The sequence below is a fragment of the Vibrio paucivorans genome (assembly GCF_054053395.1).
Map to the genome: position 1 here is coordinate 985,160 of NZ_CM133231.1, position 12,478 is coordinate 997,637.

13 protein-coding genes are annotated in these 12,478 nt (G+C 44.4%); 1 reads left to right on the top strand and 12 read right to left on the bottom strand.

What is annotated here, in order from left to right:
* Position 1: 1 nt before the first annotated feature.
* The 11 genes from tssK to ACXABW_RS19855 form a co-directional block, all read right to left on the bottom strand.
* Complete coding sequence (tssK, locus tag ACXABW_RS19805; protein ID WP_457525141.1) at positions 2-1,336, bottom strand: type VI secretion system baseplate subunit TssK; 1,335 nt, start codon at positions 1,334-1,336, stop codon at positions 2-4.
* Positions 1,337-1,340: 4 nt separating this feature from the next.
* On the bottom strand, positions 1,341-1,820 hold the full coding sequence (gene tssJ, locus ACXABW_RS19810) for a type VI secretion system lipoprotein TssJ (RefSeq protein ID WP_390903531.1): 480 nt from the start codon (positions 1,818-1,820) through the stop codon (positions 1,341-1,343).
* A 2-nt stretch (positions 1,821-1,822) separates the two neighbouring features.
* On the bottom strand, positions 1,823-3,277 hold the full coding sequence (gene tagH, locus ACXABW_RS19815) for a type VI secretion system-associated FHA domain protein TagH (RefSeq protein WP_457525144.1): 1,455 nt from the start codon (positions 3,275-3,277) through the stop codon (positions 1,823-1,825).
* A 3-nt stretch (positions 3,278-3,280) separates the two neighbouring features.
* A complete protein-coding gene (tssG, locus tag ACXABW_RS19820; RefSeq protein WP_457525146.1) occupies positions 3,281-4,291 on the bottom strand; it encodes a type VI secretion system baseplate subunit TssG in 1,011 nt (336 codons plus the stop codon).
* A complete protein-coding gene (gene tssF / locus ACXABW_RS19825; protein ID WP_457525148.1) occupies positions 4,255-6,027 on the bottom strand; it encodes a type VI secretion system baseplate subunit TssF in 1,773 nt (590 codons plus the stop codon). Before tssF ends, tssG begins: the two co-directional genes overlap by 37 nt.
* Positions 6,028-6,029: 2 nt before the next feature.
* Positions 6,030-6,461, bottom strand: a complete 432-nt coding sequence (tssE, locus tag ACXABW_RS19830; protein WP_252031998.1) for a type VI secretion system baseplate subunit TssE — start codon at positions 6,459-6,461, stop codon at positions 6,030-6,032.
* 4 nt (positions 6,462-6,465) lie between these two features.
* The gene (gene tssC, locus ACXABW_RS19835) at positions 6,466-7,941 is read right to left on the bottom strand and encodes a type VI secretion system contractile sheath large subunit (protein WP_457525149.1); all 1,476 of its coding nucleotides are present in this window, start codon (positions 7,939-7,941) and stop codon (positions 6,466-6,468) included.
* 48 nt (positions 7,942-7,989) lie between these two features.
* Positions 7,990-8,499, bottom strand: a complete 510-nt coding sequence (gene tssB / locus ACXABW_RS19840) for a type VI secretion system contractile sheath small subunit (RefSeq protein ID WP_252032000.1) — start codon at positions 8,497-8,499, stop codon at positions 7,990-7,992.
* A 313-nt stretch (positions 8,500-8,812) separates the two neighbouring features.
* Entirely contained in the window at positions 8,813-9,808 is a 996-nt protein-coding gene (locus ACXABW_RS19845) for a sel1 repeat family protein (RefSeq protein ID WP_457525151.1), read from the bottom strand.
* Positions 9,792-10,076, bottom strand: coding sequence for a type VI secretion system PAAR protein (locus tag ACXABW_RS19850; RefSeq protein WP_252032003.1), 285 nt, complete (start codon positions 10,074-10,076; stop codon positions 9,792-9,794). The genes ACXABW_RS19845 and ACXABW_RS19850 overlap by 17 nt, the downstream gene beginning before the upstream one ends.
* A 347-nt stretch (positions 10,077-10,423) precedes the next feature.
* A complete protein-coding gene (locus ACXABW_RS19855; protein ID WP_457525153.1) occupies positions 10,424-10,864 on the bottom strand; it encodes an Lrp/AsnC family transcriptional regulator in 441 nt (146 codons plus the stop codon).
* A gap of 122 nt (positions 10,865-10,986) precedes the next feature.
* Between ACXABW_RS19855 and ACXABW_RS19860 the strand changes: the two genes are divergently transcribed.
* Positions 10,987-11,571 (top strand): LysE family translocator, encoded by a 585-nt coding sequence (locus tag ACXABW_RS19860; protein ID WP_265689146.1) that lies wholly within the window; start codon positions 10,987-10,989, stop codon positions 11,569-11,571.
* On the opposite strand, the gene ACXABW_RS19865 is transcribed toward ACXABW_RS19860, so the two are convergent.
* Positions 11,561-12,448: a LysR family transcriptional regulator gene (locus ACXABW_RS19865; RefSeq protein WP_457525155.1), complete on the bottom strand. Its 888-nt coding sequence runs from the start codon at positions 12,446-12,448 to the stop codon at positions 11,561-11,563. The genes ACXABW_RS19860 and ACXABW_RS19865 overlap by 11 nt on opposite strands.
* Positions 12,449-12,478 lie beyond the last annotated feature (30 nt).

Consider the following 12,478-nt stretch of genomic DNA (forward strand, 5'->3'; position numbering starts at 1 on the left):
ATTAACTCCTTACAGCCCAAAACTGCAGTTCAAGATCTTCAAACACACCCGCGATGTGGAACGCAAAACCACTTGAGCTCTCGAGTGCATTCCACGCAGCGCTGGTTTTGTCTAACTGGTAATAGGTGTAACCCGCATGGTAAGGCAGCTGCCTCGGAGCTACTGGTAATGGCGTTAGTGGAATACCTGGGAGCTGAAGCGAGATAAGGTCACGGATTTTCTCGACCGATGACACCTTAGTTTGCTGGCTAAACAGGCGCTTGATTTCTTCGAGAGGCATCTTCGCCTTAACCGCCACAATGAACTCGGCGCTACCTAGTAACTGCGGGTCTTGTAACGGAGCAACCATCAAGCCGTATTTACGTTTATCAAGCTGAATAGCCACTGCTCGAGGCTCGAGCACAATGCTTAAACTCTGACGCAAATAACGAATTAACGGCCAGAATGTTTCAGTTGGCATATCGTGGTTGTAGCTAGGAATGCTCGGAGGCAAACGACTTTCATCCGTAAAGGTGGCAAGCTCACCGCTTACGCCTGCTAAAGACTCAAATAAGCGCTCAGGGTGAAGAGAACGTAACTCAGCTAAATGATGCATTTGCGGCTGAAGTTTATTCAGTGCTTGAAGTAGCATGAAATCTGATACATCAGCGACTCCCCCTTGATTCGGTGAACCAAGACGTTGAGCAATGTTCTTCGCTCTTTCACGCATTAGTCCAGATATTTCATTCACAAAGCGATGAAGCGGCGCATGACACGTGACATCTAGATTGCAAGGGATAAAGTCCGGGTCTAACACCACGCTACCATCTGGGCGTTTTTCCAAAATACGCGCGATAGCAATGGAGGCATATGAACTGCGGTCTTCTCTCTCAAGCATTAATTGCATGCGGACCGGAGAGACATCAATTGTCGTCATATCCCCTTGCATCGTATGAACATCACGCACTTCCTGTCGACGAGACTGATAGCGCCCTGTACCGCGTTCCTCAGGCCAATCAACCTCTAGTAGGGACTCGCTGCGCAAAGGAATCGCTAGGTAGACCAACTGGTTAGCCAGTGAAGCATCATCAATTTCAATTGCCTCAGGCAGAGTATCTTCCTGAGGAATTCGAAAAACAGTGCCGTCTGGCATAATGCCGACAGCTCGCTCTATGGCAATACGACCAAATGACAAATATTCAGGGTTAAGTGATAGCTCTGAAACGCCATATAGGTATTTGTTGGCTGAACGAATGCGCTCATCCACGTGATATTCAAAATATCTCTGTTGCTGCTGGAAATGTTGCGGTTTGATAAACAAGCCTTCATTCCAAATAACACGATTTCGGGCAAACATTAAATTACTCCACTCGTTCGAGTTTCACGTCGTAGTCTTTAAAATACATAAGCAGGTGATACTCACGTCCTTTGTTCAGTACTTTGACTGCCTTTTTCCACTCACTCAGTTCTGGTTCAGAGAAATGCGCCATAACACCGATGTATCTGGTGTCTTCGTCAATCTCGAAAGCATTAACGAATTTGAACTGACCAGGCGTAATCACATAGTCATAGATTTCAACAAAGTTACTCTTGAGCGCTTTCCTGTAATCGGCTTTGATTTGGTCATAGTCCGCCGACATAAACATAGAGTCATCTTTCAACTCAAAGACTTGGACCTCAATAGGGGCTGCCTCCCCCCATAAATTAGGGTTGGTGCCTTCGTCACTCAAAATGCTAAAAGTAACTTTCGTCGGCTGTTCGCTAGGGTTGTATTGCTCTGAAGAACTGCTGCAGCCCACGAGGACCAATAACGTCGCCAGAAAAAGTCCATACCACTTCACAATTACAACTCCGCTTGAAGTTCTCGTATCTTCTTGTCGTAAGACTGCTCAAAAATCTCCCAGAACAGTTTTTCAAACCCTTGCTGACGATTCGAAGTCAGTTCTTGGTAGTAGTTGCAGTACATATTCCACGCCCAAGACTCGCCAGATTGCTCGACTTGGTTGGTTTTGCGCTTGTAATTATTGAATCGCTTCAAAAGCACTTCTGGTGAAAAGGCCTGCAAGATCTGGTTTAACGCTTCAGAAGTTGCATGCTGCATTGCATCATTATGGTTGCGAACATTTTCCAAACTTTCAGATATCGCCGCAGGTGCAGACAAGTGAACAAGACTTTTTTCCGAGTCGTACATAGTTCTTACCGTCTCTTCATACGACAAGCCAAGGCGAAGCGGGTTATCTTCTATCGGTTGTAGGTTACGGTTAACTACCCCAAATCGGCCATTACCTACCTGTGCGTGCAAGTCCAACAAACCTTTAATGCATGACTGTAGCGATTCGCCAATCTCTTCTGATAAGAAGTGCAGTTTGGTCATATCATCAGAGTCACTTACTTCCACACCAAGCCCTGTTAGCATCGGGCCTGTTAGCAAATGGTTTGATGTGCCTGTTGATAGCGAACTCGCTGCAGGTGCAAGTGGCTCACCTTGATAGGATTTTGCTACTTCCTCTTCTAAAAGATCTAAAACCTTGTCGTCCATTCCTAAGCCCTCTGAAACGTTACTTTGATTATTTTGATTGATGGGTGTTTGAGGCTCAGTAGCTGGCTTTTTAGCCTTGCGCTTACCAAACCCTAATATGTTCTTGAGTCGTATCGACGATGTCATTTCGTACTCACTGTCCGCTTGCGGGGTAAAGTCGAGCTTGCTTTCGTACTGAGTCGGCTCGGTATAAGTGGGGTCTTCTGGTTGCTCGGTATTGTGTAGTTCGTAGTCGTCAGACAATAAGTCGTCTTTTTTTACCGCTTGAGCCGTTATTGCATCTAATGCGCTCAGAGGGTCGCTACTCTTAGCCATAGGGTTATCAACGGTAACCTTCGGGGCTTCACCATCTTCCAATAAGTCAATTCGCTCGTTTTCAAACAGCTGCTCTAACGCACCTTCGGTGAGAGCTAAATCTTGTGCTCCATCACCCAGGTGTACTTTTATTTGATACGTTCCAATGGTCAGCACATCTTTATTTTGCAATTTAGCTAGGCGATCTTTGCCTATCGGCATGCTGGCACTATTGATGTACGTATGCCCACTGGTATCGCGGACACAAAAAGCACCATCAAACAACACAATTTCACAATGGTTCGCTTTTACATCACCCCGTGCATCTTTTAAGTGCCACTGATTGGTTGCGGAGGAACCAATCACACCACCCGTCTTGTCAAACACGCATTGCGGCGACAAACCTGAATCCAAAAGGTGGACGTTAGATACAACCATCGATATAGATTGTTGAGCTGAGTTCATTTGTTACTGCCTCACTTGAATGGTGACTGACTGTTCATCCGGTCCTTGGCCTAAAAAGCTGGTCCACCCGAGCGCAACTGCACTGTTTTTGTTAAAGCTCATTGTCGGTGTTTGTTCTTCCAGCATTTTTAGTTCTATGTCGTAGGCCATTTGCTCTCGTAGAATAAATTCGACTAATTTACACAGCGGCTGGTATTCCTTGCCGGAAGGTAGGAAGTCCGAAAAACGCTCTTTGGTCAGGCCGCCAATACACACCGTGAACTTACCGTTCACATCAGTAACACTATCTCCAATCACCGTGTCACAACCTAAACTGCCGTTTTGAAGCCCCAGCGCCATTTTTTGTTGTTCATCAATCAATACCTTTCTTTGCACCCATTGCTTTATTGTCACGTCAGGCAACTCGAAGCAGTGGGAGATAATCCCCGCGACCACTGATGGTGAGCGACTCCTTCCGGCTAAGACACCTGAGTAAGCCAACATTTTGCACCAATTGATTGGCGTTTCGCCTCTTAGGTGAGGATCTGCTAACCCCACTAGCGCAAACAGCTGAGCTGAAAACTGGTCTTCTGCGCCTTCAGAAAAGCGGATGTAGTATCGATACTTACGCCAAATTCGGTACACAAGGTTGATCAATCGATTATTGAAGAAATCAAGGAATGGACGCTTCATTCCTCCTTCTTCTTCATTGACCAATTGCTCCAATATGAACCCTGGCAACGGAGATTGTGACCCCGTCAAACCAAAGAAATTAGTTTCGAGCAGCATGCGTTGTTCGCTGCTCGATAAAGAGTGAATGTCAGCCGGCGAGAAGCCTAAACTGGGGTTAGCACTGAACACTAAATCGCAGTCGCGCTCCCAAAGCTCAGCTTCTGGTTCTATTCCTTTTTGCTTAAGCAACAGCTCCACTAGCGGGTAAAAGCTGTATTCACGAATGTCCGTTTGCTCAATCCGACCTTCTGCCTCATCACGGGCACTTAGATCAGCGGCTGCATTCCAATCTGAGTTCCCCATGTATAGGTCTCTTTATTCGTTGTATTGACTACCACCAACTCATGGAATGAGTTGATACTGGCGTAAAGGGCAAAGAATCGGCTCAAAACAGTGCCAAATAGATATAGGTCGCCTTCTGAAGCGAAGCAGCTTTGGTCGATATGTATCGTCGATGCGAGACCTCTTACTGGCATTCCGCGCAACAGTTTGTCGACAGGCTTAGATTCTATTTTTACTAGGCCCTCTAGACGTTTTCGTCCAACACGCTCAGCTTGACGGTCGACCAATGCTTTAAAGTCATAAGCACGTAAAATACTGCTCAAAGCATCTTTAGATAGTAACGACAAATAGTTAAGCGACAGATTCGAGATCAAAGTCCACAGTAAACTGCCATCAAGTACCGGACGTAAAGACTGTGTTGGAGGCGTGATGTTCGCAAACGATGCATAAGGCGGAGATGTATCTGTAGGCTCACAGATATCGCCGACACTTAGTTCAACTGGTAGTTGTCTGTTAGAGCACATCATCTTCAATGACACAGCTTCATCGACATCTATGCATTGGGTTTCGTCACCACGCACAAATGAAATGAAATGGTCAAATCCGTCGCCCCTTATGCTCTCTTTGACTCGAACACGGTAATACAAGGCTTCTCGATTCCTGACTCTTTCTATCTCATGCTGGAAACTTTCGAAAGAAGAATACTGGCGTTTAAGGCCACGGATTCGTTGGCCACTGCTCTGGCTGCTATCTTGCCAACCAAATACGTTATCTACGCTAAAAATCTCATAGTGAGCAGGGTAACGGCTCGACGGTGCGATACGATACTCTGTGCGCTTGCCTGTTAAATCTATTGGATCAGCGTCATGCTCAAACAGGTTTACCACAGGAACACAATACAGTTGGAAGCTCTCTTTCCTAACCCGCACATCTGTAGGTAGGGTTTTAGAGAAACGAATTTTCAGTGAAAACTTACCCGACAAAGAAGCGGGTAACGCAGACTTAAGCCTTAAGACATCGACAAACTGGAACGCTTCCGGAAATGATAAATACTCCTGAAGAATACGATAACCTTCGTAGACATTCGAAGGGTAAGGCAGTAAGCCATCATTTGACTCGAATCCAACAGTAGAGAAAGCGTCTTGTGGCACTTTGAATTCGGTACCATTCGCTTCAACGACAATGCTATCAAGATAGTGATTCAGCCAGAGGTATAGCATTTGCGAGCTGTACTTATCTCCGCCAAGGTAAAAGCGAAGTGACTCCAAGCCAACCTCACCGGCGGTCAAGTCACCCGATACGTTCAGCGCAATTTCTACCACAGTACTTTCACGAGAGTGGTGAGCGGTAACGTCTTCGCATATCACTGGGTAAAGCTGAACATCACGACAAGTAGTGAAGTGACATTTGGTTCCAAAAACAGGTTTGCTGTCTAACTGAGTGCCTTTTTCAATGCAATGCCTCGCACTCACACTTCTTTCTGGTGTGAACTGAACAATACTCATGCTCGGCACTGGCCTCAAGTAGTTCGGCCACAGCATATTGATGATGGAGTGAGTTAACTCGGGAAACTCATCTTCTACTTTTTCACGTAATCGACCAGTAAGGAACGCAAAGCCTTCTAGTAAGCGCTCGACATCCGGGTCGGTCGTTTTACAGTGTAAAAAACGAGTTAACTGGGGGTGCAGCTCAGTAAACTCTTTCCCTTGTTCTTTTAGGAACGAAAGTTCTTCTCTGAAATACTTGTCATGAGTCATGACTAATACACTCTGTACTTACGGTTCTGGTCCAACATCAGTTGCAGCTGCACACGCTGGTGCAGGGCATCACAATTGAGTTCAGCGAATATCTGAAATTTCAAATTCATACCCAATTCGGAGCTAGAACGCACTTCGATTTTAGCCAGCCTTGGCTCGTATACTTCCAAGCAAGATTGGATAGCAATTCTAATGCGTAGCGATAGATCCATGGTGTCGAGCGTTGCATCGTTGAAGTCAATCAGGCCTAACAACGGGGCACTTTGAGCTCCACCTATTCGGGTATTAAGAATGTTGGATACGTTTCGTTTTATTGAATCAAGTACATCACCTAGTTCCGGCCCACGGGTCAACGAAATAGGTTTAGCATCGGCTTCCAAGCGTTCTAGGAAGCCGACACCAAAAGCACTCTCTTCAGGTGCTAGGTATGTCATAAAGTTATGCCTGATCTAGACGACCAACTAATGACAACTCAAAGTTTGCACCCATGTACTTGAAGTGCGGACGCACTGCTAGAGACACTTGGTACCAACCTGGATCACCCTCAACATCCAATACTTCGATTTTCGCAGCACGAAGTGGACGACGGCTACGTACATCCGCCGGCGGGTTTTCTTGATCCGCAACGTATTGTTTGATCCAACCATTGAGCTCGCGCTCAAGGTCTTGGCGTTCTTTCCAAGAACCAATCTGCTCGCGCTGTAGTACTTTCACATAGTGCGCAAGGCGGTTGATGATCATCATGTACGGTAGTTGAGTACCTAACTTATAGTTAGTTTCCGCTTCTTTGCCTTCTTTAGTATTTGGGAATACTTTCGGCTTTTGAACCGAGTTTGCTGAAAAGAACGAGGCGTTGTCACTTCCTTTACGCATTGTTAGAGCAATGAAGCCCTCTTCTGCAAGTTCGAACTCTTTACGGTCTGTCACTAGAACTTCGGTTGGGATCTTGCTTTGAAGAGCGCCCATAGATTCGAATACATGAACCGGAAGATCTTCAACTGCACCACCACTTTGTGGGCCAATAATGTTTGGACACCAACGATACTTAGCAAAACTGTCTGTTAGACGTGTTGCGAATGCGAATGCGGTGTTACCCCACAGGTAGTGCTCGTGAGAAGCGCTTACGTTTTCGGTGTAGTTAAATGATTTGATTGGATTTTCTGTTGGGTCGTAAGGAACACGCAGCAAGAAGCGAGGCGCTGTTAGACCAAGGTAACGTGCATCTTCAGACTCACGTAGAGAGCGCCACTTAGTGTACTTAGGACTTTCGAAAGTAGACTTTAGATCTTTTAGGTTTGGTAATTCTTCGAAAGAATCGATACCAAAGAATTCGGGAGCAACGCTAGAAATAAATGGTGCATGTGCCATTGCACCTAATGCGCCCATGTACTGAAGCAGTTTCATGTCTGGAGTTGAAGGAGTGAAGGCATAGTTACCTATCATTGCACCAACAGGCTCACCACCAAACTGACCATAACCTGAAGAATAAACGTGTTTGTATAAACCCGACTGTGCAGTTTCAGGTGCAAATTCAAAGTCGTCTAACAACTCTTCTTTGGTCACATGAAGAAGTTCTAGCTTGTTGTTTTCACGAAAATCAGTACGGTCAACGAGCAATTTTAGACCACGCCACGAAGACTCCATTTGCTGGAATGATTCGTTGTGTAAGATTTCGTCCATCTGTGAACTGATCTTCTTATCCAACTCAACCAACATTTGGTCAACCAGAGATTTATTTACTGGCTCCGCTGATTTATTACTACCAATCAGATTTTCAATAAACGCCGCGACGCCTTTTTTAGCAATATCGTATCCCTCTTCATTTGGAGTAATACGAGTTTGCGCCATGATTTCTTCAAGTAAGCCGCCTTGCTCGAGAGGGGCTCTTTCGAGTACAGATTCCGTTGTGGACATGTGTGATTCCTAGTTCTAAAAATAACGAGTGTTACAAGTCAAGCAAGGTTAAGCTTGAGGCTCTTCTTCTGGGTTGCTAACGAGGTTTAGCTCTGATAGCAACTTCTCACGTGATTCTTCTGAGTTCAAAATGTCTTGTAGACGATCTCTGAACGCAGGAATGTTGCCTAACGGGCCTTTAAGCGCCACTAAGGCTTCACGCAATTCAATCAATTTTTTTAGTTCTGGAACTTGTTCCGCAACAGAATCAGGAGCGAAATCTGCTAAAGATTTAAAGTTCAATTCGATCGGTAGTTCATCTTCAGGGTTATCTGATAGCTTGTTTCCGACCGTTGCCGAGATCTTTAATTCGCTTTCGCGCATTACAGACTCGAAATTGTTCTTGTCTACTGAAACGGTTTCCCTTTCCTCAACTGGCGTTTCTTCGGTATGACCTTTAAAGTCACCGACAATAAGCGTTTTGAGAGGCAGCTCTATTTCAGCTTGGGAATCCCCAGTAGCAGGAATATATTTAATGTTAATTCGCTCTTTAGGAGCGACACTTCCTTCTTTAGACATTTAACGTCTCCAATACCTATACTTAACGTTGCTGTAAATAACCGAGAAATTGATAGTTGTCTCAGTTAGAAATAGTAAATTAGTTTTCTTTAATAATTGACTTAATTGTTATTATTAATATTTAAGCCGAGCCAATTATTGATAAATTTATATTTTATAATTTATTTATGGTCAATTTAATGACAGAGCCGGAGTCTATATATTTAAATATATAAAACACACAGGCCACACCAAGAAACTTGATCTTGATCCAATAAAAAAGCACTATTACAAACTTGAGAAAATACTTAACAAGAAAGTATTCACGAGGAAATTATACACCCCAGTAATAGTCAAAATTATAATAGGTAGTGCTCTGCTTATATTCTTCAACTCTAATATTGGCCTGCTCGATCTGATCAGCCGTCATCACTTTAGATAAAGACGTAGATAGAGTTTGCGCATTAGCATATACCTTGGCCAACTTATCCGAACCCGCATAAGATAAATACAGGTCTAAATAGCTTTTCGCTTTAATACTATCGCTAGTGACAAAAGAGTAATACTCAGACATCCCCGCATAAGCACGCCCCGCCACAGCCAACGAATTGAGATCACCGAGTTCAATAGCCTTTAGCCGCCATTCAAAGGCTTCTTCACGTTTATTCTTTTGTTCTAACAACAATATATAGTGCCTAATCGCTGGCAAAAAATTGCTTTCAGCAGCCGTTTTATACATCCGCCTTGATTCCGTTTCTCTTGAGCCAGGCATAAGAAACGTGCCTTGCCCATTCGCTATATTGGCTGCGGTGGCCATCACAGCCAAAGGGTAAAGATTGCTTGCTGATTGCTTTAAGTAGTAATTCGCCAGTTCCGGTTCACTAGTTTTGAAATAATTGTAGAGTCGGTAGAAAGCTTGGTTTGGGTCTGACGCCCCTAGTTCAATCACCATTTCATAATAGCGAGAACGCCAGTTACTTTTCTCGGTGGATTCAAGCCAATCCGCTTGGGTATAGAGATATAGAGCTGCATCTATATAGCCTGCTTTCGCAGAGCGGAGCATATACACTTCGAAATCATCATTTCTACGCAACGTGCTCGGGGTGTGTTGAAGCTCAATGGCATACAGATAAGCGGCTTTCGCATCACCTAAATCAGCCGCATACTTCAAGTACCGAAACGCTTCAGTAATTTTGTACTGTGCCCTTAGTAAGTTACCGACTTCCTGTGCTTGCTGCGGTGACAATTGCTGCTCATCGTACAGTTCGGTTTGAGCTGAGGCACTGCACGCAAACAGTGCTATAAATGAAAACCTAGCCAATATTGACACTAGAGCCTCCAGTCAGCACACCACCACATGTAACTGGGTCTCCAGCTCTTGCGGCAGGCATCCCGTCAATTTTTACGCTTCCAGATCCTGCGGCGATCGCGCGGTCGTGACAAGGGTTCTTTGGCTTATCGTGAGGCTCTAGTGGATCTCCAGCTCTTGCCGCTGCCACACCATCAAATTTGACGGTTCCAGATCCCGCTGTCACTGGAGTAGCAGGGAATCCATCATGATCCGTTCCTATATCACCAACAATTATACCATTACCCATTTGGTCGAACTCCGTGAATCTTGAAAGAGCTCTAAGAAGCAAATTGCATTCCTGAAATTTCACCGTGTCGGCGCAGGGAAACATCACGAGTGAGCAAAATATTGCTCGCAACAGGTAAGATTTGCAATGGGTGACTAAATATTGCCCGAAAATAAAGTTAAACAAACGCTATCTTGTTACAGAATATTAATTGTTGCCGATTAAATATTAATTCAATCTAAATAACTAATTTATTATTTTCTAATTAATAAAACTATCCAAGACAAGATAAATTAAAAAAACTGACTATTTAGTAATCTAAAAAATAATAATATTATTAAAAGCACCTGTTACTAAGGTGATATTCATTATCTTTGATCTTTTGGTGTATCCATTACCACCATTGTTGTAATCGATTTCACATGTACACATTCACCTAATACGTCCGCGTGAAACCGTTTATAACTCTGTAAATCTTTTGTTTCTACTCTCAATAAATACTCGTTTGCACCGGTTATGTTGTGACACTCGACGACTTCATCTTCAAATCGAACATGCTCTTCAAACTCTAACTGGGACTGTTTTCTGTGGCTCGACAAACCGATAGACACATAGGCAACAAATCCAACGCCTAACCGTTCATTTGAAAGCACAGCACGATAACCAGTGATGACTTCCGTTCGCTCCAACTCCTGAACACGCCTTAATGTTGCTGATGGCGATAATCCCACTCGTTCTGAGAGCTCCACATTGGAGATTCTTCCATCCCCCTTCAGCTGTTGCAATATTCTTTCGTCAAACTTATCCACCACCAAATTTCCTTGCTAAAATAGTCCAAATCAATCCAATAAAAGCACACAATTGCGTCCAAATCCACTTAACATTGTTTTAGCCGGCAATGATTATGAACATACTTTGGAGAATTTTTTGGATGGACTTTGAACAACTCGTCGCTTTAACCCTGTTTGCATTTGTCTCCACGTTTACGCCGGGCCCAAACAATATTATGTTGATGACCTCTGGTGCTAATGTTGGATTTGCACGCACGATTCCTCATATGTTGGGGATTGCTGTCGGCTTTTCGGTAATGCTGCTATTGGTTGGATTCGGCTTAATAGGCGTTTTCAATGCATACCCGGTTGTACACCAAATTCTTAAGTACCTGAGCTTAATCTATTTGGTGTATTTGGCGCTCAAAATTGCGACTAGTGGTAAAGCGGGCAAAGTGGACGATTTCAAACCACTGACGTTTCTTGGTGCTGCAAGCTTTCAGTGGGTAAACCCAAAAGGTTGGTCTATGGCATTAACAGCTATCACAGTCTACAGCTCTGGAAACAGTCTCGCTCAACTGCTGTTAATTTCTCTTGTGTTCATGTTGGTGAATTTGCCTTCCGTCAGCTTCTGGGCTGCGGCAGGTCGAGAGCTACAACGCTGGCTAACGACACCAATGCGTATTAAGGGCTTTAACATTTCAATGGCAGCATTACTGCTCGCCTCTACAGTTCCTATGTTGTAGCAGCTTGTTCACTAAACTGTTGTGCTAAGAAATCAATCAACAGGCGAACCTTGGGCGACAAGTTCCGGTTTTGTGGATACATCGCCCAAATCCCTTCTCTGTCATCACGATAATCGCTCAGTACTTCAACCAATTCTCCATTGTCTAATGCGGTTTGTACATAGTAGTCAGGAAGCTGAACTAGGCCCAAATGTCGCTTAGCTGCATCCAGAAGCGCGAAGCCACTGTTGCATTTGATTCGCCCCGATACTCGCACCGATTTTTCTCTGCCATTTTCCTTGAATCGCCAATGTTCTAATGAGCCAACTAAACATTGGTGATGTGTTAGTTCCGACAGAGTATGAGGCTCACCAAAACGGCTTAAGTATTCTGGAGTTGCGCACACATAGAGTTGGCGCTGAGACAATCGTTTAGCGATCAAACTAGAATCTTCCAATCGCCCTAAACGAATTGCAACATCAATCCCTTGTTCGATTAGATCTAGTCGTTGATTAGTAAGGATGAGTTCTAAATCTACCTGCGGGTATTGCTCAAGAAACTGGTGGAGCATTGGTGCCAAATGCGTTTCACCATAAGTAACTGCGGCAGTGACCTTCAGCAAGCCTTTCGGTGAAGTTTGCATCTGGGTGACAGCTAGCTCTGCCATTTCTAAACCATCCACCAAATGCTTGCATTGCTGGAAGTAGACTAGCCCAGCTTCCGTTACCGAGACTTTACGGGTAGTACGAAGAAGCAACTTCACCGCTAACCGTTCTTCAAGTGCCGAAACTCTTCGGCTCACTTGCGCCACAGAGGTATTCAGTTTCTTAGCTGCATCAGTAAAACTGTTCGTTTCCACTACAGCAACGAACTCACTGACCCCTTCCCAACTTGCCATTGGATCTACCTATCAACGATATACAAACTT

Bases quoted from the DNA above. Each gene is read 5' to 3' on its own strand.
- tssB (WP_252032000.1), bottom strand. From the start codon at position 8,499: ATGTCTAAAGAAGGAAGTGTCGCTCCTAAAGAGCGAATTAACATTAAA.
- tssE (WP_252031998.1), bottom strand. From the start codon at position 6,461: ATGACATACCTAGCACCTGAAGAGAGTGCTTTTGGTGTCGGCTTCCTA.
- tssG (WP_457525146.1), bottom strand. From the start codon at position 4,291: ATGGGGAACTCAGATTGGAATGCAGCCGCTGATCTAAGTGCCCGTGAT.
- tagH (WP_457525144.1), bottom strand. From the start codon at position 3,277: ATGAACTCAGCTCAACAATCTATATCGATGGTTGTATCTAACGTCCAC.
- tssK (WP_457525141.1), bottom strand. From the start codon at position 1,336: ATGTTTGCCCGAAATCGTGTTATTTGGAATGAAGGCTTGTTTATCAAA.
- ACXABW_RS19850 (WP_252032003.1), bottom strand. From the start codon at position 10,076: ATGGGTAATGGTATAATTGTTGGTGATATAGGAACGGATCATGATGGA.
- ACXABW_RS19860 (WP_265689146.1), top strand. From the start codon at position 10,987: ATGGACTTTGAACAACTCGTCGCTTTAACCCTGTTTGCATTTGTCTCC.
- tssC (WP_457525149.1), bottom strand. From the start codon at position 7,941: ATGTCCACAACGGAATCTGTACTCGAAAGAGCCCCTCTCGAGCAAGGC.
- ACXABW_RS19865 (WP_457525155.1), bottom strand. From the start codon at position 12,448: ATGGCAAGTTGGGAAGGGGTCAGTGAGTTCGTTGCTGTAGTGGAAACG.
- tssF (WP_457525148.1), bottom strand. From the start codon at position 6,027: ATGACTCATGACAAGTATTTCAGAGAAGAACTTTCGTTCCTAAAAGAA.